Source organism: Nocardioides sp. WG-D5 (assembly GCF_054031175.1).
Window position 1 is genome coordinate 3,463,695 of sequence record NZ_CM132928.1, and the last position, 20,392, is coordinate 3,484,086.

The following is a 20,392-nucleotide window of genomic DNA, read 5'->3' on the forward strand; positions in this document are numbered from 1 at the left end:
GCACAGTGACCTCGTGACCGAACAGCCGCAGTGGCCGGGCGTCGTGCCCTACGTCGACTACTACACCGGCACGAAGCGCATCCTGGTGCTCCACCTGACCAGCGGAAACGTGATGCTGGCGAACAACCCCGGCAAGCTGCCGCCGATCGCCAGCATCGACGGGAGGCAGTACGTCGTCTACTGGGGGACCGTGTCGTTCGAGATCCCCGCCGAGCGGGCCTGCCACATCAGCGTCCATGTCGAAGGCGACTACATCCAGCAGGCGGCCACCATCCTGCTCGCGCCCGGCGCGGAGCAGGTGCAGCTCACGTACGCGACCCACTACACCTCCGGCGTCGGCTCCCTCACGCTGTCCTGAGGTCCGGCCACCCGGAGGATGTCGCCGGGCGGGCATCGGAGTGCGCGGCACGGGTGCGGTGCGGCGCAGCGTCCTTCCCGCACCCAGGGAGATTCCCCACGCTGACGGCGGTTCCCCCCGCTCCGGAGCAGAGGATCCTCTGTCGTTGTGGGAGAGTCTCCGCCGGCGTGGGGAACTCAGGCCCGCCAGTACGGATCCCGGCCGATGAAGCCGAGGAGCTGCGCCTGAGGGGTCGCATCGGCGGGGACCTCGACGCGGGGGCCGAACTGACCCGAGGCGCGCATGGCGTCCTCCATCGCAGCAGCGCCGGTGAGCATCGCCGACGCGCGCTCGTCGCCGAGGTCGAAGTCGCGCCCGAGGGCCCGGGCGAGGTCCCAGGAGTGCATCCAGATGTCGGGTGTGTAGATCTCCGAGAGTGCCACGTCGAGCGGCTTGTCGCCCATGTGGGGGTTGGACACCATCCGGCCGGCGGGGTCGTCGAAGAGCCCCTGGATGTCGGCGGTGTGGGTCTTCCAGGCGGCGACCGGATCAGCCGCGACGTCGAGCGGAGCCAGGTCCACGCCGGCCGATCCCCGCAGGAAGTCGCGTGGCCACCCGACCAGGTGCTCGACGACGTCCAGAGCGGTCCACGCCGCCACCGGGCTGGGGCGGGCCCAGTCCCCGGGGGCGGCGGAGCCGACGAGCTCGGCGAACCGGGCCGCGTCGTAGGCGTGCTGCTCGGAAGGACTCACGAGAGCTCCTCGAGGAGCTCGTCGAGCTGCTCGTAGCCCTGGATGACGCCCTTGTCCATGCCGCTGGCCATGATCGCGGCCTGGGTCTCGAAGGACTCGACGACGCTGAGGCCGGTCAGCCGGGTGCGGCCGCCGGGGAGTGGCTCGAGGGTGAGGAACTCCAGCGAGGCTCCGTCGGGAGCGCCGCGCCAGGTGAAGGTCTGCACGATGCGCTCGTTCTCGCGCACCTCGTGGAAGCTGCCGAAGAACTGGGTGAACTCGTCACCGTCGCGCTCGGCCGAGTAGGCCCACGAGCCCCCGGTGCGGAAGTCCCACTCGGTGATGTTCATGCCGACGTCGCGGGGCCCGAGCCACCTGGCGTACAGGTCCTTGTCGGCGTGGGCGCGGAAGACGAGCTCCGGGGGAGCGTCGAACTCGCGGACGATGGTGATCGTGGGGGTCTCCTTGGAGGCCTCGATCGTGGTCTCGTGCTTCGTGGTGGTCATGATGCGTCCTCTTCTCGGGCTGGTTCTCGGGCTGGTCGGTCTTCCTGCATCTCGGCGAGCAGTGCGTCCAAGCGCTGGTAGCGCTCCTCGGCCTGCTGCTGGTATCTCTCGATCCATCTGGTCATGAGGTCGAACACCTCCGCTTCGAGGCGGACGGGCGCGCGGCGCGACTCCCGGCTCACCAGGCCGGCGTCCTCGAGCACCTTGAGGTGCTTGGAGACCGCCTGGAGACTGACGTCATAGGGCGCCGCCAGCTCGCCGACGGTCGCGTCGGCAGACGAGAGCCGGGCGACCAGGTCGCGCCGGGTCGGGTCCGCCAGTGCCGCAAAGACTCGGGAGAGTCTGTCCTCGCTCATCCGTCACTCCTCAACCATTTGGTTGATAACGAGGCTAGGTCGTCGCGTACGGCATTGTCAACCATTTGGTTGAGTAACTTGCTTACCGGAAAACACTCCCCGGGGGACATCGGTTGCGGCACCATGTTGTGCCAGTGCAGTGCTCCTCCTCGGGAAAGGCCCCACCCATGAGTCCTTCGCGCCGCAGATCCATGAGGGTGACCGCGATAGCCGCCGGTCTCCTCCTTGCCGTCTCCCTCTCCCCGACACAGTCCGCCGGCGCCGCCGAGAAGGACGACCGCCGTCTCACCCAGAAGGCGAGGTCCCACGGCGTCACGCTGGAGCACGGGGCGTACGTCGGCTGGTCGACGCCGGGCTCGCACGCCGAGGGCGGCACGCCCCAGGAGCAGCCGATCACGGCCCAGGCGTCCGTGTCGGGCATCGACGTCTCCGGTCATCAGGGCAACGTCGACTGGGCCTACTGGTGGGGCCAGGGCAAGCGGTTCGCCTACATCAAGGCGACCGAGGGCACCTACTACCGCAACAGCACCTATTTCCCGCAGCAGTACAACGGCTCCTACAACCAGGGCTTCATCCGCGGCGCCTATCACTTCGCCAACCCGTCCGACTCGGGCGGCGCGGCCCAGGCCGACTACTTCGTCAACAACGGCGGTGGTTGGTCGGCCGACGGCAAGACCCTGCCGGGCGTGCTCGACATCGAGTACAACCCCTATAGCGGCGGCACCTGCTACGGCCTCTCGCAGGCGTCGATGCGCTCCTGGATCGCGGCCTTCCTGAACCGTTACCGCTACCGCACCGGCCGCGACGCGGTCATCTACACGACCACCGACTGGTGGACGACCTGCACGGGCAACACCTCGCAGTTCGCCAGCGCCCATCCGCTGTGGATCGCGCGCTACGCCAGCTCGCCCGGCACGCTGCCGGCGGGCTGGGGCTACTACACCTTCTGGCAGTACACGTCCTCACCGCTGGACCAGAACACGTTCAACGGCGCGTACGACCGCCTGCAGGCGCTCGCGCTGGGCTGACTCCTCCGGGGTGGCCCCCGGGTCCTCACAGGCCCAGCTGGGACTTCCAGGAGCCGAGGACCGGGGTCCACTCGAAGACCCGGCGCTCCTTGATCAGCCCGACGGCGAGGAACGGGTCGTCGTCCAAGGTCGCCTCGACGCCGGCGATCTCGCCCTCGAAGACGAGCAGGGCGGATCCGTCGGAGCTGGGGCCGGAGAGGACCAGGTTGTCCTGGCTCGCCAGGAACCCGCGATGGGCGTCGAGGTGCTCGGCGCGTACGTCGGGGAGGTCGTTGTAGGCGTACAGGACTGCGACGAGGGCCATCAGAGGTCAGCCCCGTCCGCGAGACGTACGTAGCCACGCTCGGCCGGGATCAGGGCGGCGGCCTGGGTGTCGAAGATGCCGGAGCCGGCCTCGGAGTAGACCCGGTCGTGGATCGCGACCGTACGCGAGGCTCCCACCGAGCGGGCGAAGTCGATCAGCTCTGCGGACCGGGCCCACGGCGCCGAGACCGGCAGGAAGAGTACGTCCACGGCCTCGCCGGGGCCGTCCAGCGCATCGCCCGGGTGGAAGATCTTGGTGTCCCCGGCCTGGATCAGGTAGCCCGAGTTGTCGAAGTGGGGCAGGTCGGCGTGGATCACCGCGTGCTTCTCGTTGACCGCGGTGACCGGCAGCCCGACGTCGAAGGACTCGCCCGGCTTCACCACGGTGGTCCGCTCGTGGACCTCAGGAGCACCCTTCTGGATCTGTGCCGCGACCGCGCCGATGGTGAAGACCGGCGCGTCGCTGCCCTCGAGGAGAGCCGGGTTGTAGTGGTCGGGGTGCTCGTGGGTGATCAATACCGCCGTCGCCCCGTCGAGCGCCTCGGGCTGCGCGAACACGCCCGGGTCGACGACCACCACCGCCCCGTCGTGCTCGATCCGGACACAGGAATGGCCGAACTTCGTGATCCTCATGCCGCCGAATCTATCGCGCCGGATCTAGACCTCGGAGCGGACCATGTTGGCGAGCCACAGTCCGAGGAAGGCGGGGAGGAGCAGGCCCCAGCCCATCTGTACGGCCGAGTCCTCGGGCAGCGCGATCACGCCGATCACGCCCACGACGCTCGGCAACGCTCCGGACGCGATCGCGATCCCGGTCTCGACGGCGGGATGGTTGCTTCGGGAGTAGGCGAGGAAGAGGCCCATCGCCGCGGCCGCCACGGCGAAGACGATCGTCAGCATCGCCGCGATGACGAGCAGCCGATAGGCGCCGGGCGCGTCGTCGGGGCGGTCGGCCAGCCAGCTGATGGATGACCAGAAGCCGTAGCTGTCCCCGTCCGCCCCGTCGTCATGGACGATCCGATAGGCGGGGACCGAGATCATCGCCACGATCAGGACCGGGACCAGGAGCAGCTGGGTGCGTGCCAGCCGATCGGCGTTCTCCTCCCCCTCGCGCAGGGCTGTGCGGATGAGACCGTCCGAGTTCTCCATGAATGGAGGTTAGGACAGGGCGTCGCGGATCGGGACGAACTTGGCCTGGGTCTCGGCCAGCTCGGTCTCCGGGTCGGAGCTCGCCACGATGCCGCAGCCGGCGAAGAGGCGAGCGGTGCGGTCGTCGATCATCTCGGCCGAGCGCAGCGCGATGCCCCACTCGCCGTCGCCGGAGGCGTCCATCCAGCCGACCGGCCCGGCGTAGCGGGCGCGCTCCATCGACTCGATCTCGGCGATGAGGGCGACGGCGTCCTCGCGCGGGGTGCCGCCGACCGCGGCGGAGGGGTGCAGCGCCGCGGCCAGGTCGAGCGAGCTCACCCCGTCGCTGGCCACGCCGGTGATGTCGGTGGCCAGGTGCATCACATTCGGGAGCTTGAGCACGAAGGGAGCCTCGGGCACGTTCATCGAGGAGCAGTGCGGCTCCAGGGCGTCGGCGACCGACCTGGCGGCGTACTCGTGCTCCTCCAGGTTCTTCGACGACTCCGCCAGCGAGGCGGCCAGGGCGTGGTCGAGGTCCTCCTCGCCGGTCGGCCAGATCGTGCCCGCGAGGACGCGGGAGGTGACCAGGCCGCGCTCGCGGCGGACGAGCAGCTCGGGGGTCGCGCCGAAGAGGTCGTCGACGTGGAACGTCCAGCACGTCGGGTACGCAGCCGCCAGCCGCCGCAGCACGGCTCGGACGTCGATCGGTGCGCTGGCCGCGGCCAGCAGATCGCGGGCGAGGACGACCTTGTCGAGGTCTCCGTGCTGGAGCCGGGAGACGGCGTCGGCGACGATCCGCATCCAGTGCTCGCCGTCGACGTAGGCGTCGGCGAAGACGACGTCGCGCGGCGCCTCCGGGGCCGGTGTCGGAGCCAGGGGAGGAGGTGGCGTGGCGGCCGGCCCTACGGTGGTCACCCAGGCGGTGTCGCCACGCTTGCCGACGACGACCGCGGGCACCTTGAGCACGGAGAATCCCGGCAGGTCCGCGAAGGCGAAGGAGCCGAAGCCGACCAGTCCGGTGCCGGGCACGCCGACGGGATCGGAGACCGTCGAGACGGCGGCCAGCTCCTCGAACCACTTGGTCGCGTGCGCGAAACGCTCGGGCCCGGACGTACGGATCTCGGCGGCGGTGCCCCAGCCGACCAGGCCCTCGCCATGGCGGACCCAGGACAGCACGCGCCGGCGTGCGGGCAGCAGCGCGAGCAGGTCGTCGAGCGTCTCCGACCCGGCGTCGAGGGCCACGGTGGTGGCCACCAGGGACCGCTGCTCAGACTCACTCACGCCCTCAGGGTATCGGCGTGGTGTCGGCCGAGACGAGTCGAAGTGATGTATGTGGCATTGCGCCCCGTTTGCCATCCACCACCATCGGGGTTGTAGCGTGCGCTGGCGTGAGTACCAACAAAGAGCAGTCGTTCATCGCAGAGAACGGCATCACCCTCGGCATCATCGCCTTGGCCCTCTTCGTCGTGCTGGGCGTTGGCCTGCCACGGTGGGTTGGCGACTCCGAGTCCCATTCGGGCGTGAAGATCACGCTCCCCGAGACGCTGTCGGGCGGCTACCAGCCGGCCGACAAGAAGTCCTCCTACGACCTCGACGTGATCAAGAAGCAGGGCGCGTCCGAGGAGCAGCTGGACACCTTCATCAAGCAGAACGCGGCGAGCTCGAGGACCGAGGACCGCAACGTGTCCGACGCGCTCGGGTTCTCGATGTCCTCGCGCACCTACATCACCAAGGACATGAAGAAGTCCGTGATGATCCGCGCCTTCGCCGGCGACGGCAGCGCCTACTACGGCGGTGGCGAGGTCTCCAAGGTGCGCGACAACGTCTGCTACTCCAGCGCCGACCAGTCGACCGGTCAGACCCAGGCGACCTGCTCGCACGCGTCCAACGACCTGACCGTCCAGGCGACCGCCGCCTCGAAGGAAGACGCGGCGAAGTACGCCGACGAGATCTTCGAGAAGCTCGCCTGAGTTCGGTCCGGACAGCGACCCGAGACAGAAATCAGCCCGTGACCCGAGCAGATCTGGACAAGCAGCCCGGCGACGTCCGCCGGATGTTCGACGCCGTGGCCAAGCGCTACGACATCACCAACGACGTGCTCTCGCTCGGCCAGGACCGGCGCTGGCGTCGCGAGGTGATCAAGGCCGTCGACCCGAAGCCCGGCGAGCTCGTGCTCGACCTGGCCGCCGGCACCGGCACCTCGTCGCAGCCGTTCCTGGACGCAGGAGCCGAGGTGGTCCCGACCGACTTCTCGATCGGGATGCTCCAGGTCGGCAAGGAGGCCAAGCCCCACCTGCCGTTCACGGCCGGCGACGGCACCCGGCTTCCCTACCGCGATGCGACCTTCGACGCGGTCACGATCTCGTTCGGTCTGCGCAACATCGTCGACCCGGCGGCCGGCCTGCGTGAGCTGCGCCGGGTCACCCGCCCCGGCGGCCGGATCGTGGTCTGCGAGTTCTCGCACCCGACCTGGAAGCCGTTCCGGACGCTCTACGTCGAATACCTGATGAAGGCCCTTCCTCCGGTCGCGCGCGCGGTATCGTCCTCCCCCGACGCGTACGTCTATCTCGCTGAGTCCATCCGGGCATGGCCAGACCAGGCAGGTCTCGCCGAGATGCTCTCCTCAGCGGGCTGGCAGTCGCCGACCTGGACGAATCTCTCGGGCGGAATCGTCGCACTCCATCACGCAACCGCTTGATCTCTGCGAAAGTTCAACTATGACCACCACGTTGCCATGGGACGGCATCTTGATGCCTCGCGAGGCCTACGGCCCCGCAGCGGTCAAGGCCAGGGACTCGCTCACCGACGCGGCCGCGCAGGGGGACTGGCGCCGCGCGCTCTCGCAGGTACGCAACGACTACACCGTCGGCGTCAACACCTGGAAGATCGGCGGCGAGTCGATGTTCACCCCGCTCCACCACGCCGCCTACCTCGGTGCGCCGCGGGAGACGGTCCAGGAGCTCCTCTCGCTGGGCGGGGTCCGGTCGCTGCCCACCGCGCACGGCGAGACGCCCTACCTGCTCGCCAAGCGACGCGGTCACGACCACCTGCTCGACATGCTCGACCCGTTCTTCCGCCCCGGCACCCCGCTCGGTGACAACCTCGAGGCCGTCAACCACCACGTCAACACGACGCTCGCCGAGCTGACCGCCGAGTTCCGCGGCGACCACCAGCTGCGTACGTTCGACGTCCGGCTCATCTCCGAGGAGGGCGGCCCCGACGAGGCCTGGTTCACCGCCCCGGGGATGTACGGCGGCATCCGGATCGGCATGTTCTGGGGTCGTGCGCACCTGGAGTACAACTCCCGCCTGGGCGACTCCTACGTCGTCGTCGGCCCGGAGGGCTCGGCCTACGTGAGCCGCTCCAAGCGCGCGCTTCCCCTGCCCACCCGCTGACCCGAGGCCTGTTGGAGTGTGCCGCTACGGCATGATGCGGCGTCGTGACTGACTCGATCGACGCGCCGGACGCCACATGGACGGTGACCGCCGAGGAACGGCGCGAGTTCATGCGTGCGTATCGGCGGTGGTGGGTGCGGCAGCCTTCGACCTGGTTGGGTTTGTGCGTAGCCGTGGGGATCATCGCCTGCGCTGCGATGGTGCTCGACTGGCACCCGGTCGTGGCGATCGCCGCCATGCTTGCCTCTGTGGCCCTGATCATTGGGATCTCGGTGCGGCGGGTCCGACAGGTCTACCCCGTCGGAGAGACCTTCCGTTCCTGGGCGGGCGCGACGGCGTACCGGCTCGACGGCCGCGGTGGCGGTATGGAGATCAACTGGGATCGCATCGCTGCTACGAACGTCGGGCCGATCGCCGTGCACCTGCGAACACTGAGTCCGAAGCAGAATCTCCTGATGGCTCGGCAGGTGCTGGGTGAGCAGGCGAGGGCGCGCCTGGACCGCGGTGTCGATGGACGTGTCGTCGAACCGGTTGCTCGCGAGGATGCACCCGGCGAGCGCTCCGTGGTCGTCGACCGAAAGCTGCAGATCGCCCTGTGCGCGGCGGCAGTGCGCCGCTTCCGCGTGGCGGGCTGGATCGTGGTCGCCGCAGCCGTGCTGTTGGTGCTTCTCAGGATTGCTGACGGCGACCTTTGGCCGGCTCTGGGGACGGCAGGAGGGGTGACGCTCGCCCTGGGCGTCGTCATCGCCGCTACCGTCCTTCCGACGATCGGCACCTACCCGATCGGGTCGACGATCAGCGGTTCCTTCGGTGAGTATCTGGTGGTCCGTGGCCCGTGGGGACGTACGTCGATCCACCGGTCCAAGCTCGCGCCGGTCGCCAGGACGAGGTATGCGATCGTCTTCAGGTCGGGCGCGGCGCGGGTGATCGTGCCGCGGGCGATCCTCGACGAGGAGTCGGTTTCTCCAGACGTACGCGCCATGCGAAGGTCAACGCATGGATGACTCGCCCGCCGACCTCATCACCGACCTGAATCCGCTCCCTGCCGAGATCGGCGGGAGGCTGCGAGCCCAGCTGGAGTTCATCGCGGAGGCCGACAGGCTCAAAACGATCCTGCGCGCCTCCCCGCTGGCCGCGGCCGACCGCCGTGAGAACGACGCCGAGCACTCCTGGCACCTGGCGCTGATGGTGCTGCTGCTGGCCGAGTACGCCGACGAGCCGATCGACGTCGGGCACGCGATCAAGCTCGTGATCATCCACGACATGGTCGAGATCTACGCCGGCGACAGCCCGGTCTTCGACGCTGCTGCGGTCGTCGACCAGGTCGAGCGCGAGCTCGCCGCCGCCGACCGTCTCTTCACGATGCTGCCGCCGGACCAGGCAGGTGAGATCCGGGCGCTGTGGGACGAGTTCGAGGCCGCTCAGACCCCCGAGGCGCGCTTCTGCAAGGCGATGGACCGCCTCGAGCCGATGCTCCTGAACTGGCTCAACCGCGGCGGCACCTGGAGCATGCCCGGTGCCACCGAGTCCCGGGTCCGCGCCCGCGAGGCCGGTGTCGTCGCAGCGAGCACCACCCTCGGGGAAGCCACCGACGCCATCGTGCGTGCGGGTCTCGCCAAGGGCTGGATCCGCCCGGATCCCGACTGACGGGGACCCGTTCCGAGTTTGCCGACATTCCCTCCCCGGTATCCGTTACGCTGCGGCGACTTTGGGCCGCGGGGACGCTGAGGGGAGCCGTTCGTGGACGTGGATGTGGTGCCGGGATCGGTGACGGACTGGACCGTCACGATCGCCGATCAGCGTCGCCTGAGGCGAGCCGAGGTGATGGCTCAGCTGACGAGCCTGGGCTTCTGGGTCGCCGTGGCGGCGTTTCCGCCGATCTTGGTCGGGGTCTACCTGTGGGCCTGGGGCTTGCCGATCGATCAGCTTCCGTTCGATATCGAACTGATGCTGATCGCGGCGGTGACGGTCGCCGTCCAGGTACTCCTGGCGGCAACGGGAGTCCAGTCCGTGCGCCGCCGGGTCGAAGGCGACTTCCCGGTCGGATCCACGTTCACATCGTGGGCGACGACGACCGGTCTGGGAGTGCGTACGCCCAACCGCCTCGCCCTCTACCCGTGGTCACGGCTCACACAGGTCGATCATGGATCGGTGACCGTGCGCTTCCCGCAGCGGATCGGCCGGTTCAGGCTGCACGTGCAGACCTCTCTTCTGGTTGGGCCCGAGGAGCTGTCGAAGTCGCTGGACTTTCCGGTTCAGTTGATCGGTCCGGGCATCGCTCGGGAGCTGACGATGAGGTCGGGCGGGTCTGAGGAGCCGGCGCCCTCAGGCGAGCCAGTCGTTATCGATCGAGCGCTTCAGGTACGGCTCAGCAGTGGCTGGATGCGTCAGCAGATGAGGTGGCCGGTGTGGGTGTTCCTGGCGTTGGCTGTCTTCCAATGCACGACCAACCTGATCGACGGCGCCTACCGGCAGATGATCGTCTGGACGCTGATTCTGCTGCTCTACACGGTGAGTGCACTCCGCGGAGGGCGGGCCCCGATCTCCGTCATGTATCCGGTCGGCGCGACCGTCGTCGGCTCGGTGGGCGAATCCGTCCTGATTCAGGGGCCGTGGGGGAGTGTCGCCTGGCATCGGGGCTGGCTCCGACAGGTCCGAGCGACTGAGCACGTCGTGGCGTACAACGTTGTGCCGATCCGGCCCCGCAGGGGACTTGCGAGCCTGGACCGGCGGACCGTCGTGATCCCCCGAGCTTTCCTCGACGCGCCAACGCCGGCGGCCAACGCCGACGTCTGACCCGTCACAACCCCGCCATGGCGTGATTCTGCAAGCGTTTGCCGCCGGATGCGCGGGCACTTTCCCGCCATGGCGCGAAAGTGCCCGCGCGCCATTTCAGCAACCCACTTGCAATCCGCCGCAGGAGTGGCAGGATGTGAGTTGGCCCACATTGTGATTCTATTCACAAAGTCTCAAGAAGGGGTGGGCCGCTCAGGGTAGGAGGCGAGATGGAGCTCTACGTGCCGGTGCTCGCGTTGGCGGGACTGGCGACGCTCTTCGCGGTCGGTTCGGTGATCATGAGCTCGGTCGTGGGACCGAGTCGCGCCAACCAGGCCAAGGCGGATCCCTACGAGTGCGGGATCGAGGCCACGCCTCAGGCGCTGGGCGGTCGTTTCCCGGTGAAGTACTACATCACCGCGATGCTCTTCATCATCTTCGACATCGAGATCATCTTCCTCTACCCGTGGGCCGTCAGGTTCGACGCGATGGGGTGGTTCGGCCTCGCGGAGATGGGCCTGTTCCTGCTGACCGTCTTTGTCGCGTACGCCTATGTGTGGCGCCGCGGTGGATTGGACTGGGACTGACATGGGTCTCGAAGAAAAGCTTCCGAGCGGGGTTCTGCTCACGACCGTCGAGGGCCTGGCGGGCTACTTCCGCAAGGCGAGCCTGTGGCCGGCGACGTTCGGGCTGGCCTGCTGCGCCATCGAGATGATGACCAGCGGCGGCCCGAAGTACGACCTGGCCCGCTACGGCATGGAGGTCTTCCGCGCGAGTCCGCGGCAGGCCGACCTGATGATCGTGGCCGGCCGGGTGAGCCAGAAGATGGCGCCGGTGCTGCGGCAGATCTACGACCAGATGCCCGAGCCGAAGTGGGTGCTCGCGATGGGCGTCTGCGCCAGCAGTGGCGGGATGTTCAACAACTACGCGATCGTCCAGGGCGTCGACCACATCGTGCCCGTCGACATGTATCTCCCCGGCTGCCCGCCGCGCCCCGAGATGCTGATCGACGCGATCCTCAAGCTCCACGACAAGATCCAGCACGGCTCGCTGGGCGTCAACGCCGAGCGCGAGGACATCGACAACGAGGCCGTGGCCCTGCGCCAGCTGCCGCTGATCGACCAGACGGGACTTCTGCGGTGAGCGACCAGAACAGCGGCCAGAACAGCGGCATGTTCGGCGTGAGCGACACCGGCGACACCAGCGGATACGGCGGCCTCACCCGCCGCCACTCGATGCCGAGCCGCACCAGCGACGTCGGGGTGCAGCCCTACGGCGGCTGGTTCAAGGAGATCGCCGACGCCCTCGCCTTCACCGAGGCGGAGGCGGTCATCCACCGTGGTGAGCTGACCTTCCACGTACGCCGCGAGCGGCTGCTCGAGGCCCTGCAGGTGCTCCGCGACGAGCTGCGCTTCGAGCTCTGCTCCGGGGTCTCCGGGGTTCACTACCCCGCTGACCTGGGCAAAGAGCTGCATGCGGTCTACCACCTGCTCTCGATGACGTACAACCGCCGGGTGCGGGTCGAGACGAGCGCCCCCGACGAGGACCCGCACGTGCCGAGCGGGGTGGGCATCTACCCGACGCTCGACTGGCACGAGCGCGAGACCTACGACATGTTCGGGATCGTCTTCGACGGCCATCCGGGTCTGACCCGGATCCTGATGCCCGACGACTGGCCGGGCCACCCGCAGCGCAAGGACTACCCGCTGGGTGGGATCCCCGTGGAATACAAGGGCGCGACGATCCCGCCGCCGGACACTCGCAGGAGCTACTCATGACCGCGACAGAGGCTGACGAGGGCCGTACGTTCACCGTCACCGGCCAGGACTGGGACGAGCTGACCGACGCCCTCAAGGACGTCAAGGACGAGCGGATCGTCGTCAACATGGGTCCGCAGCACCCCTCGACCCACGGGGTGCTCCGGCTGATCCTCGAGCTCGAGGGCGAGACCGTCACCGAGGCGCGTGCCGGGATCGGCTACCTCCACACGGGCATCGAGAAGAACATGGAGTTCCGCTCCTGGACCCAGGGCACGACCTTCGTCACCCGGATGGACTACCTCTCGCCGATCTTCAACGAGACGGCGTACGTCCTCGGGGTGGAGAAGCTGCTCGGCATCGGCGACGAGGTGCCGGAGAAGGCCGACGTCATCCGGGTCATGCTGATGGAGCTCAACCGGATCTCCTCCCACCTGGTGGCGATCGCGACCGGTGGCATGGAGCTCGGCGCGCTGACCGTGATGACGATCGGCTTCCGCGAGCGTGAGCTGTGCCTGGACCTGTTCGAGTTCATCACCGGGCTGCGGATGAACCACGCCTACATCCGTCCCGGCGGCGTCGCCCAGGACGTCCCGGAGGGCACCGTCGCGCGGGTGAGCGAGTTCATCGAGCTGATGAAGACCCGGCTGAGCGAGTACGCGGCGCTCTGCAACGCCAACCCGATCTTCAAGGGCCGCCTGGAGCAGGTCGGCTACCTCGACCTGGAGGGCTGCCTCGCGCTCGGTCTGACCGGGCCGATCCTGCGGAGCACCGGCTACCCGTGGGACCTGCGCAAGACCCAGCCCTACTCCGGCTACCAGGACTACGACTTCGAGGTCATCACCTGGGACACCTGCGACTCCTACGGGCGGTTCCGCGTGCGGCTGGCCGAGATGTGGGAGTCGCTGCGGATCATGGAGCAGGCGCTCAAGAGGCTCAAGGATCTCGACGGCGCCCCCGTGATGGTCGCCGACAAGAAGATCGCCTGGCCCTCGCAGCTCTCCGTCGGCCCCGACGGTCAGGGCAACTCCCTCGACCACATCCGCCACATCATGGGCGAGTCGATGGAGGCGCTGATCCACCACTTCAAGCTGGTGACCGAGGGCTTCCGGGTGCCGGCCGGCCAGGCGTACGCCGCGATCGAGTCGCCGCGCGGAGAGCTCGGCGCCCACGTGGTCAGCGACGGCGGCACCAAGCCCTACCGGGTCCACTTCCGGGACCCGTCGTTCACCAACCTTCAAGCCACGAGCGTGATGTCCGAGGGCGGCATGGTGGCCGACGTGATCGTGGCGATCGCGTCCATCGACCCGGTGATGGGAGGCGTCGACCGATGAGTCTGGCTCCTGAGACATTCGACGAGCTGCGCGAGATCGCGGCCCGCTATCCCCAGGCCCGCTCCGGGCTGCTGCCGATGCTCCACCTGGTGCAGTCGGTGGAGGGCCGGGTCACGCCCGAGGGCATCCAGGCCTGCGCCGACGTCCTCGGGCTCACCCCGGCCGAGGTGAGCGGGGTCGCGACGTTCTACACGATGTACAAGCGCCACCCGGTCGGTCGTCATCATGTCGGCGTCTGCACCAACACGCTCTGCGCGGTGATGGGCGGCGACGAGATCTTCGCCTGCCTGCGCGAGAAGCTCGAGGTGGGCAACGACGAGACCACCGCCGACGGCGCGATCACCCTCGAGCACATCGAGTGCAACGCGGCCTGCGACTACGCGCCGGTGGTGATGGTCAACTGGGAGTTCTTCGACAACCAGACCCCCGAGTCGGCCTCGCAGCTGGTCGACGACCTGCGCGAGGGCCGCGAGGTCGTGGCCTCGCGCGGCGCCCGGATCACGAGCTGGCGCGAGGCCGAGCGGGTCCTGGCCGGCTTCGAGGACGGGCTCGTCGACGAGGGGCCGGCATCGGGCGAGGCCTCCCAGGCGGGTCTGAAGCTGGCCGCCGAGAACGAGTGGAAGGCCCCTGAGGCATGACCGACACCCTGACCCCGGTCCTGACCGCCAACTGGGGCGACGAGCGGGCCTGGACGTTGCCCGCCTACACCGCCACCGGGGGTTACGAGGCGCTCGACGTCGCGCTCCGGATGGCTCCTGAGGACGTACAGACGACCGTCAAGGACTCCGGCCTTCGCGGCCGCGGAGGTGCCGGCTTCCCGACCGGGGTGAAGTGGGGCTTCCTGCCGCCGCCCGATCCGGAGAACCCGAAGCCGCGCTACCTGGTCGTGAACGCCGACGAGTCCGAGCCGGGCACCTGCAAGGACATCCCGCTCATGATGGCCTCGCCCCACACCCTGGTCGAGGGCGTGATCATCTCCTCCTACGCCATCCGTGCGGAGCGCGCCTTCATCTACGTACGCGGCGAGGTGCTGCACGTGATCCGGCGGCTGCAGGCCGCGGTCCGTGAGGCCTACGCGGCCGGCCACCTCGGCACGAACATCCACGGCTCCGGCTACGACCTCGAGCTGGTCGTGCACGCCGGCGCCGGTGCCTACATCTGTGGCGAGGAGACCGCGCTGCTCGACTCGCTCGAGGGACGTCGCGGGCAGCCGAGGCTGCGTCCGCCGTTCCCGGCCGTCGCCGGTCTCTACGCGAGCCCGACCGTGATCAACAACGCCGAGTCGATCGCCTCGGTACCGGCGATCGTGAAGAACGGCGCCTCCTGGTTCTCTGGGATGGGCACGGAGAAGTCGGCCGGCGTCGGCATCTTCTCGCTCTCCGGTCACGTCAAGAAGCCCGGCCAGTACGAGGCTCCGCTCGGCATCACGCTGCGCCAGCTGATCGAGCTGGCCGGTGGCGTACGTGAGGGTCATGAGCTGAAGTTCTGGACCCCGGGTGGCTCCTCGACCCCGCTGTTCACCCAGGAGCACCTGGACGTGACGCTGGACTTCGAAGGCGTCGCGGCGGCGGGCTCGATGCTCGGCACCCGCGCGCTGCAGATCTTCGACGACTCCGTGTGCGTCGTGCGGGCGGTGCTGCGGTGGACGGAGTTCTACAAGCACGAGTCGTGCGGCAAGTGCACCCCGTGCCGCGAGGGCACGTGGTGGCTGGTGCAGGTGCTGGAGCGGCTGGAGAAGGGCGACGGCAAGCCTGAGGACCTCGACCTGCTGCTCGACCAGTGCGACAACATCCTCGGCCGCTCGTTCTGTGCGCTGGGTGACGGTGCGACGAGCCCGATCACCTCCTCGATCAAGTACTTCCGAGACGAATACCTGGCCCACCTCGAGCAGGGCGGCTGCCCGTTCGACCCGGCCGCGTCGACTGCATGGGCGGATCCGGTGGTCGAGCTTGTCGAGACCACCCGCGAGGAGGCAGTCGACCATGACTGACGTGACGCTGAAGATCGACGGCACCGATGTGACCGTGCCCGAAGGGACTCTCGTGATCCGGGCCGCCGAGGTGGCCGGGATCGAGATCCCGCGGTTCTGCGACCACCCGCTGCTGGCCCCCGTCGGTGCCTGCCGGCAGTGCCTGGTGGACATCCCCGACGCCGGCAACGGCCGTGGCTTCCCGAAGCCGCAGGCCTCCTGCACGATCCCGGTCGCCGAGGGCATGGTGGTCGAGACCCAGAACTCCACGGCCGTGAAGGCGCAGCACGGGATCATGGAGTTCCTCCTGGTCAACCACCCGTTGGACTGCCCGGTGTGCGACAAGGGCGGCGAGTGCCCGCTGCAGAACCAGGCGATGTCCCACGGGCAGAGCGAGACCCGGTTCGAGGGGACGAAGCGTACGTTCCCGAAGCCCATCAACCTCTCGCCCAACGTGCTGCTCGACCGTGAGCGGTGCATCGTCTGCCAGCGCTGCACCCGGTTCGCCGCCGAGATCCCGGGCGACCCGGGGATCGCGCTCATCCAGCGGGGTGCCCAGCAGCAGATCGGCATCGCCGACGACAAGCCGTTCTCGTCCTACTTCTCCGGCAACGTCATCCAGATCTGCCCGGTCGGCGCGCTGACCAGCGACGACTACCGGTTCCGCGCCCGTCCCTTCGACCTGGTCTCGACCCCGAGCGTCGCCGAGCACGACGCCTGCGGTGCCGCGATCCGCATCGACCACCGTCGGGGCAAGGTGATGCGCCGCCTTGCCGGCAACGACCCCGAGGTCAACGAGGAGTGGATCTCCGACAAGGACCGCTTCGGCTTCCGCTACGCCGTGCGCGACCGGCTCACCTCGCCGATGGTCCGCGAGGACGGCGAGCTCCGCCCGGCGTCCTGGCTGGAGGCCGTCGCGGTCGCCGCCCAGGGTCTGGCAGCTGCCGGCTCGGTGGGCGTGCTGCCCGGTGGCCGGCTCACGCTGGAGGACGCGAAGGCCTACGCGACCTTCGCCCGCGACACGCTGCGCACGCCCCACATCGACTTCCGTGCCCGTCCGCTGTCGGAGGAGGAGACCGGTTTCCTCCGCACCCGGGTGGCAGGCACGAGCGTCACTTACGCCGACCTCGACGCCGCCGACCATGTCGTCCTCGTCGGCCTCGAGCCCGAGGACGAGGCCGGCACGCTCTTCCTGAGGCTGCGCAAGGCCAACCGGAAGGGCCTGCGGATCACCGCCCTGAGCGCGTACGCATCCGAGGGCTCCCGCAAGCTCGGGGCCCACGTCGTGCTGACCGCTCCCGGCGCCGAGAAGGACGTGTTGTCGCAGGTCAGCGGAGTCACCGCGGCCTCGGTGATCCTGGTCGGCGAGCGGCTGGCGACCAGCCCCGGCGGCTACTCCGCGGCTGCGGAGCTCGCCGACCGCACCGGCGCCAGGCTCGCCTGGGTGCCGCGCCGCGCCGGCGACCGGGGTGCGGTCGAGGCCGACCTGCTCCCGGGCGAGGGCGGCCTCGACGCCGAGGCGATCGTCCGTGCCGGACTCGACGCTCTGGTGATCGCTGGCGTCGACCCCGACGACACCGCCGACCCCGCCGCCTTCCTGGCCGCCCTCGACCAGCCCGGTTTCGTGGTCAGTCTCGAGCAGCGGGTCACCGCCGTGACCGAGCGCGCCGACGTCGTACTCCCCGTCGCCACCGCCTCCGAGAAGGCCGGCACCTTCGTCACCTGGGAGGGTCGCCGCCGTCCGTTCGAGAAGGTCTTCGACAAGCCCGCGGCCTACTCCGACGCCGAGGTCCTCGCCCACATCACCGCCGAGTTCTCACTTCTGGACGCCGAGTCCGCAGAAGTGGCGTACGAAACTGTCGTCTCGTCGCCCACAACGACCGACTCGGCCGCCACAACGACCGATTCGGGTGGATTCCACTTGGCGACCTGGCACCTGATGCTCGACAACGGGACGCTGCAGAGCGGTGACAAGGCGCTGGCGGCGACCGCCCGCCCCGCATTCGTACGCATCCCGGCAGCGCTCCACGCGGAGCTCGGCGACGTCGTGACGGTGACCGGCGACCGGGGGAGCTGGACGCTCCCGGCGCTGCCGGCCGAGCTCGCCGACAACACCGTGTGGGTGCCGACGAACAGCTTCGGGCGCGGCGTCTGGGCGGACCTCGCCTCGCCGGGCTCGACGGTCACGGTAGAGGGGGCATGACAGTGAACGGACTGGAGCAGTTCGGCCAGGACCCGTGGTGGATCATCGCGATCAAGGTCCTGCTGGTCTTCGTGGTCTGCGTCGTGCTGACGCTGTTCAACATCTGGTGGGAGCGCAAGGTCGTGGCCCGGATGCAGCACCGCATCGGGCCCAACCGGCACGGACCGTTCGGCCTGCTGCAGTCCCTCGCCGACGGCGTGAAGCTGGCACTCAAGGAGGACCTGACGCCGGAGAAGGCCGACAAGATCGTCTTCATCACGGCCCCGATCCTGGCCACGGTGCCGGCGTTCGTGACGTTCTCGGTGATCCCGTTCGGGCCAGAGGTCAACTTCTTCGGCGTGCAGACGCCGCTGCAGCTGACCGACATGCCGGTCGCGGTGCTGTTCGTGATGGCGATCGCCAGCATCGGCATCTACGGGATCGTGCTCGGCGGCTGGGCCTCCGGCTCCACCTACTCCCTGCTGGGAGGTCTGCGCAGCAGCGCTCAGATGATCTCCTACGAGGTGAGCATGGGCCTGGCCCTCGTCACCGTCTTCCTGATGGCCGGCAGCCTGTCCACGAGCCAGATCGTCGCCGCCCAGCAGGACTGGTGGTTCGGCGCCCTGCTGCTGCCGTCCTTCCTGATCTACTGCATCTCGATGGTCGGCGAGACCAACCGCGCGCCGTTCGACCTCCCCGAGGCCGAGGGTGAGCTGGTCGGTGGTTTCCACACCGAATACTCCAGCCTGAAGTTCGCGCTCTTCTTCCTGGCCGAATACATCAACATGGCCACCGTCAGCGCGCTCGCCACGACGCTCTTCCTCGGCGGCTGGCAGGCCCCGCTCGGCCTCGGCACCCTCTGGGCCGGCGCCAACGAGGGCTACTGGCCGGTGCTGTGGTTCTTCCTGAAGATGTTCTTCTTCATCTGGATCTTCATCTGGCTGCGCGGCACCCTGCCGCGGCTGCGCTACGACCAGTTCATGTCGCTCGGCTGGAAGGTCCTGCTGCCGGCGAGCCTGGCCTGGATCGTCGTCGTCGCGGTGATCAAGATGGCCGCGATCGAGGGCGGCTTCAGTCCCAACTGGGTCCTCTTCGGCTTCGGGGTGGCCGTCACGGCCGTCGTCGTGCTCGGCTTCCTCAACCGGCTGCCGGAGAAGGAGGCCCAGGTCAGCACGCCGGCCGGCGGCTTCCCAACGCCCGCGCTGCCGCAGGGCGGAGCGGTGCGAGGTGCCGCCCAGCCGCTGGTGTTCGGCCCGCCGTCGGGTGCCAACGGCGTACGCATTCTTCCCTCTCCTGAGGAGGCAAAGTGAGCAACGACGACCGCACGTTCAAGGAGCGCTTCTGGGACCCGGTGAGCGGGTTCGCGGTGACGTTCGGGACGCAGTTCAAGAAGCCGGTCACCGAGCAGTACCCGCAGCAGAAGGAGCCGACCGAGGAGCGTTTCCACGGCCGCCACCAGCTCAACCGGCACCCCGACGGCCTGGAGAAGTGCGTCGGCTGCGAGCTCTGCGCGTGGGCCTGTCCGGCCGACGCCATCTACGTCGAGGGCGCGGAGAACACCGAGGAGGAGCGCTACTCGCCGGGTGAGCGCTACGGCCGCGTCTACCAGATCAACTACCTGCGCTGCATCCTGTGCGGGCTGTGCATCGAGGCCTGCCCGACCCGGGCGCTGACGATGACCAACGAGTACGAGCTCGCCGACACCTCGCGCGAGAGCCTGATCTACGAGAAGCAGGACCTGCTCGCGCCGCTCGAGGACGGGATGGAGGCTCCTCCGCACCCGATGTTCCTCGGCAACGACGACACCTCCTACTACGCACCGGAGCCCAAGGAGTCGGCCCGATGAGCTTCGTGATCCTCGCGTCGGTCACGGTGATCGCCGCGCTGGGCCTCCTCTTCGCGCGCAAGCCGGTGCACGCCGCGCTGTCGCTGGCGGTCGTCATGGTCGGGCTCGCGATGATCTACGCGACGCTGGAGGCGCCGTTCCTGTTCGCGGTGCAGATCGTGGTCTACACCGGGGCGATCCTGATGCTGTTCCTGTTCGTGATCATGCTGGTCGGCGTCGACACCTCCGACACCCTCAAGGAGACGATCGCGGGGCAGAAGGTGCTCGCGGCCCTGCTCGGCATCGGTCTCGGGGCGACCCTGATCGCGGGCGTCGGCCAGGCGAGCATCGCCACGATGCGCGGGCTGTCCAGCGCCAACGAGGGCGGCAACGTACAGCGCCTCGCCGACCTCCTCTTCTCCCGCTACGTGATCGCCTTCGAGGCGACCAGCGCGCTGCTGATCACCGCCGCGATCGGGGCGATGGTGCTGGCCCACCGCGAGCGGATCGACCCCAAGCAGAGCCAGAGCGACCTCGCCCGCAAGCGGGTCGCCGACTACGCGAAGAGCGGCAAGCACCTCGGCCCGCTGCCCCCACCGGGCACCTTCGCGCGCCACAACAGCAACGACACCCCGGCGCTTCTGCCGGACGGGTCGCAGAGCACGAAGTCGGTCCCGGCCATCCTCGCCGGTGGACGCTCGAACGGAACAGGTGACGAGGGGCAGGGCGAATGAGCGAGCGTCAGCGAGCGAGTCATAGGATCAAC

The 20,392-nt window shown here is 68.8% G+C and carries 25 protein-coding genes; 18 read left to right on the forward strand and 7 right to left on the reverse strand.

Translation table 11 applies throughout. The annotated features are described in order from the left end of the window. The first annotated feature begins 13 nt into the window (after nt 1-13). The gene (locus ACWZJV_RS16830) at nt 14-358 is read left to right on the forward strand and encodes a hypothetical protein (protein WP_457177282.1); all 345 of its coding nucleotides are present in this window, start codon (nt 14-16) and stop codon (nt 356-358) included. A gap of 176 nt (nt 359-534) precedes the next feature. Here ACWZJV_RS16830 and ACWZJV_RS16835 read toward each other — a convergent pair whose 3' ends face one another. Genes ACWZJV_RS16835 through ACWZJV_RS16845 form a run of 3 tightly spaced genes read right to left on the reverse strand, consistent with a single transcriptional unit; the run spans nt 535 to nt 1,930 of the window. Next, nucleotides 535-1,089 (reverse strand): TIGR03086 family metal-binding protein, encoded by a 555-nt coding sequence (locus tag ACWZJV_RS16835; protein WP_457177284.1) that lies wholly within the window; start codon nt 1,087-1,089, stop codon nt 535-537. Next, the gene (locus ACWZJV_RS16840; RefSeq protein WP_008356406.1) at nt 1,086-1,574 is read right to left on the reverse strand and encodes an SRPBCC domain-containing protein; all 489 of its coding nucleotides are present in this window, start codon (nt 1,572-1,574) and stop codon (nt 1,086-1,088) included. Before ACWZJV_RS16840 ends, ACWZJV_RS16835 begins: the two co-directional genes overlap by 4 nt. Continuing rightward, a complete protein-coding gene (locus ACWZJV_RS16845) occupies nt 1,571-1,930 on the reverse strand; it encodes an ArsR/SmtB family transcription factor (protein WP_008356409.1) in 360 nt (119 codons plus the stop codon). Before ACWZJV_RS16845 ends, ACWZJV_RS16840 begins: the two co-directional genes overlap by 4 nt. A gap of 191 nt (nt 1,931-2,121) precedes the next feature. Here ACWZJV_RS16845 and ACWZJV_RS16850 point away from each other — a divergent pair, with 191 nt between their 5' ends. Beyond that, nucleotides 2,122-2,958, forward strand: a complete 837-nt coding sequence (locus ACWZJV_RS16850; RefSeq protein WP_457181959.1) for a GH25 family lysozyme — start codon at nt 2,122-2,124, stop codon at nt 2,956-2,958. 25 nt (nt 2,959-2,983) lie between these two features. Here the strand turns inward: ACWZJV_RS16850 and ACWZJV_RS16855 are convergent, their stop codons facing one another. Genes ACWZJV_RS16855 through ACWZJV_RS16870 form a run of 4 tightly spaced genes read right to left on the reverse strand, consistent with a single transcriptional unit; the run spans nt 2,984 to nt 5,670 of the window. After that, entirely contained in the window at nt 2,984-3,262 is a 279-nt protein-coding gene (locus ACWZJV_RS16855; RefSeq protein ID WP_008356413.1) for a YciI family protein, read from the reverse strand. After that, nucleotides 3,262-3,894, reverse strand: a complete 633-nt coding sequence (locus ACWZJV_RS16860; RefSeq protein WP_457177287.1) for an MBL fold metallo-hydrolase — start codon at nt 3,892-3,894, stop codon at nt 3,262-3,264. The genes ACWZJV_RS16855 and ACWZJV_RS16860 overlap by 1 nt, the downstream gene beginning before the upstream one ends. A 24-nt stretch (nt 3,895-3,918) precedes the next feature. Further along, complete coding sequence (locus tag ACWZJV_RS16865; protein ID WP_457177289.1) at nt 3,919-4,410, reverse strand: hypothetical protein; 492 nt, start codon at nt 4,408-4,410, stop codon at nt 3,919-3,921. Between the two features lie 9 nt (nt 4,411-4,419). Further along, nucleotides 4,420-5,670: an isochorismate synthase gene (locus ACWZJV_RS16870; RefSeq protein WP_008356416.1), complete on the reverse strand. Its 1,251-nt coding sequence runs from the start codon at nt 5,668-5,670 to the stop codon at nt 4,420-4,422. A gap of 107 nt (nt 5,671-5,777) precedes the next feature. Between ACWZJV_RS16870 and ACWZJV_RS16875 the strand changes: the two genes are divergently transcribed. The 16 genes from ACWZJV_RS16875 (at nt 5,778) to ACWZJV_RS16950 (ending at nt 20,360) form a co-directional block, all read left to right on the forward strand. After that, nucleotides 5,778-6,359: a hypothetical protein gene (locus tag ACWZJV_RS16875; protein ID WP_008356418.1), complete on the forward strand. Its 582-nt coding sequence runs from the start codon at nt 5,778-5,780 to the stop codon at nt 6,357-6,359. 38 nt (nt 6,360-6,397) lie between these two features. Further along, nucleotides 6,398-7,087 carry a demethylmenaquinone methyltransferase gene (locus ACWZJV_RS16880; protein ID WP_008356420.1) on the forward strand — a complete coding sequence of 230 codons (690 nt, stop codon included), beginning with the start codon at nt 6,398-6,400 and terminating at the stop codon, nt 7,085-7,087. 19 nt (nt 7,088-7,106) lie between these two features. Continuing rightward, nucleotides 7,107-7,784, forward strand: coding sequence for an ankyrin repeat domain-containing protein (locus tag ACWZJV_RS16885; protein WP_008356421.1), 678 nt, complete (start codon nt 7,107-7,109; stop codon nt 7,782-7,784). Nucleotides 7,785-7,828: 44 nt separating this feature from the next. Beyond that, nucleotides 7,829-8,788 (forward strand): hypothetical protein, encoded by a 960-nt coding sequence (locus tag ACWZJV_RS16890; protein WP_457177291.1) that lies wholly within the window; start codon nt 7,829-7,831, stop codon nt 8,786-8,788. Continuing rightward, nucleotides 8,781-9,431, forward strand: coding sequence for an HD domain-containing protein (locus ACWZJV_RS16895; protein WP_196875767.1), 651 nt, complete (start codon nt 8,781-8,783; stop codon nt 9,429-9,431). Before ACWZJV_RS16890 ends, ACWZJV_RS16895 begins: the two co-directional genes overlap by 8 nt. Nucleotides 9,432-9,524: 93 nt before the next feature. Beyond that, nucleotides 9,525-10,580 (forward strand): hypothetical protein, encoded by a 1,056-nt coding sequence (locus ACWZJV_RS16900; RefSeq protein WP_457177293.1) that lies wholly within the window; start codon nt 9,525-9,527, stop codon nt 10,578-10,580. Nucleotides 10,581-10,789: 209 nt separating this feature from the next. Further along, nucleotides 10,790-11,146 carry an NADH-quinone oxidoreductase subunit A gene (locus ACWZJV_RS16905; protein ID WP_008356428.1) on the forward strand — a complete coding sequence of 119 codons (357 nt, stop codon included), beginning with the start codon at nt 10,790-10,792 and terminating at the stop codon, nt 11,144-11,146. Nucleotide 11,147: 1 nt separating this feature from the next. After that, nucleotides 11,148-11,702 carry a NuoB/complex I 20 kDa subunit family protein gene (locus ACWZJV_RS16910; RefSeq protein ID WP_008356430.1) on the forward strand — a complete coding sequence of 185 codons (555 nt, stop codon included), beginning with the start codon at nt 11,148-11,150 and terminating at the stop codon, nt 11,700-11,702. After that, nucleotides 11,699-12,337: an NADH-quinone oxidoreductase subunit C gene (locus ACWZJV_RS16915; protein WP_457177295.1), complete on the forward strand. Its 639-nt coding sequence runs from the start codon at nt 11,699-11,701 to the stop codon at nt 12,335-12,337. Before ACWZJV_RS16910 ends, ACWZJV_RS16915 begins: the two co-directional genes overlap by 4 nt. Next, entirely contained in the window at nt 12,334-13,650 is a 1,317-nt protein-coding gene (locus ACWZJV_RS16920; protein ID WP_457177297.1) for an NADH-quinone oxidoreductase subunit D, read from the forward strand. Before ACWZJV_RS16915 ends, ACWZJV_RS16920 begins: the two co-directional genes overlap by 4 nt. After that, nucleotides 13,647-14,288 carry an NADH-quinone oxidoreductase subunit NuoE gene (gene nuoE / locus ACWZJV_RS16925; protein WP_457177299.1) on the forward strand — a complete coding sequence of 214 codons (642 nt, stop codon included), beginning with the start codon at nt 13,647-13,649 and terminating at the stop codon, nt 14,286-14,288. The genes ACWZJV_RS16920 and nuoE overlap by 4 nt, the downstream gene beginning before the upstream one ends. Further along, nucleotides 14,285-15,640: an NADH-quinone oxidoreductase subunit NuoF gene (nuoF, locus tag ACWZJV_RS16930; protein ID WP_457177300.1), complete on the forward strand. Its 1,356-nt coding sequence runs from the start codon at nt 14,285-14,287 to the stop codon at nt 15,638-15,640. The genes nuoE and nuoF overlap by 4 nt, the downstream gene beginning before the upstream one ends. Next, nucleotides 15,633-17,822, forward strand: a complete 2,190-nt coding sequence (locus ACWZJV_RS16935; RefSeq protein ID WP_457177301.1) for an NADH-quinone oxidoreductase subunit G — start codon at nt 15,633-15,635, stop codon at nt 17,820-17,822. Before nuoF ends, ACWZJV_RS16935 begins: the two co-directional genes overlap by 8 nt. Beyond that, nucleotides 17,819-19,111 carry an NADH-quinone oxidoreductase subunit NuoH gene (gene nuoH, locus ACWZJV_RS16940; RefSeq protein WP_457177303.1) on the forward strand — a complete coding sequence of 431 codons (1,293 nt, stop codon included), beginning with the start codon at nt 17,819-17,821 and terminating at the stop codon, nt 19,109-19,111. The genes ACWZJV_RS16935 and nuoH overlap by 4 nt, the downstream gene beginning before the upstream one ends. Next, the gene (gene nuoI / locus ACWZJV_RS16945; protein ID WP_008356445.1) at nt 19,108-19,647 is read left to right on the forward strand and encodes an NADH-quinone oxidoreductase subunit NuoI; all 540 of its coding nucleotides are present in this window, start codon (nt 19,108-19,110) and stop codon (nt 19,645-19,647) included. The genes nuoH and nuoI overlap by 4 nt, the downstream gene beginning before the upstream one ends. Further along, nucleotides 19,644-20,360: an NADH-quinone oxidoreductase subunit J gene (locus ACWZJV_RS16950; RefSeq protein WP_008356447.1), complete on the forward strand. Its 717-nt coding sequence runs from the start codon at nt 19,644-19,646 to the stop codon at nt 20,358-20,360. The genes nuoI and ACWZJV_RS16950 overlap by 4 nt, the downstream gene beginning before the upstream one ends. Nucleotides 20,361-20,392: the final 32 nt, after the last annotated feature.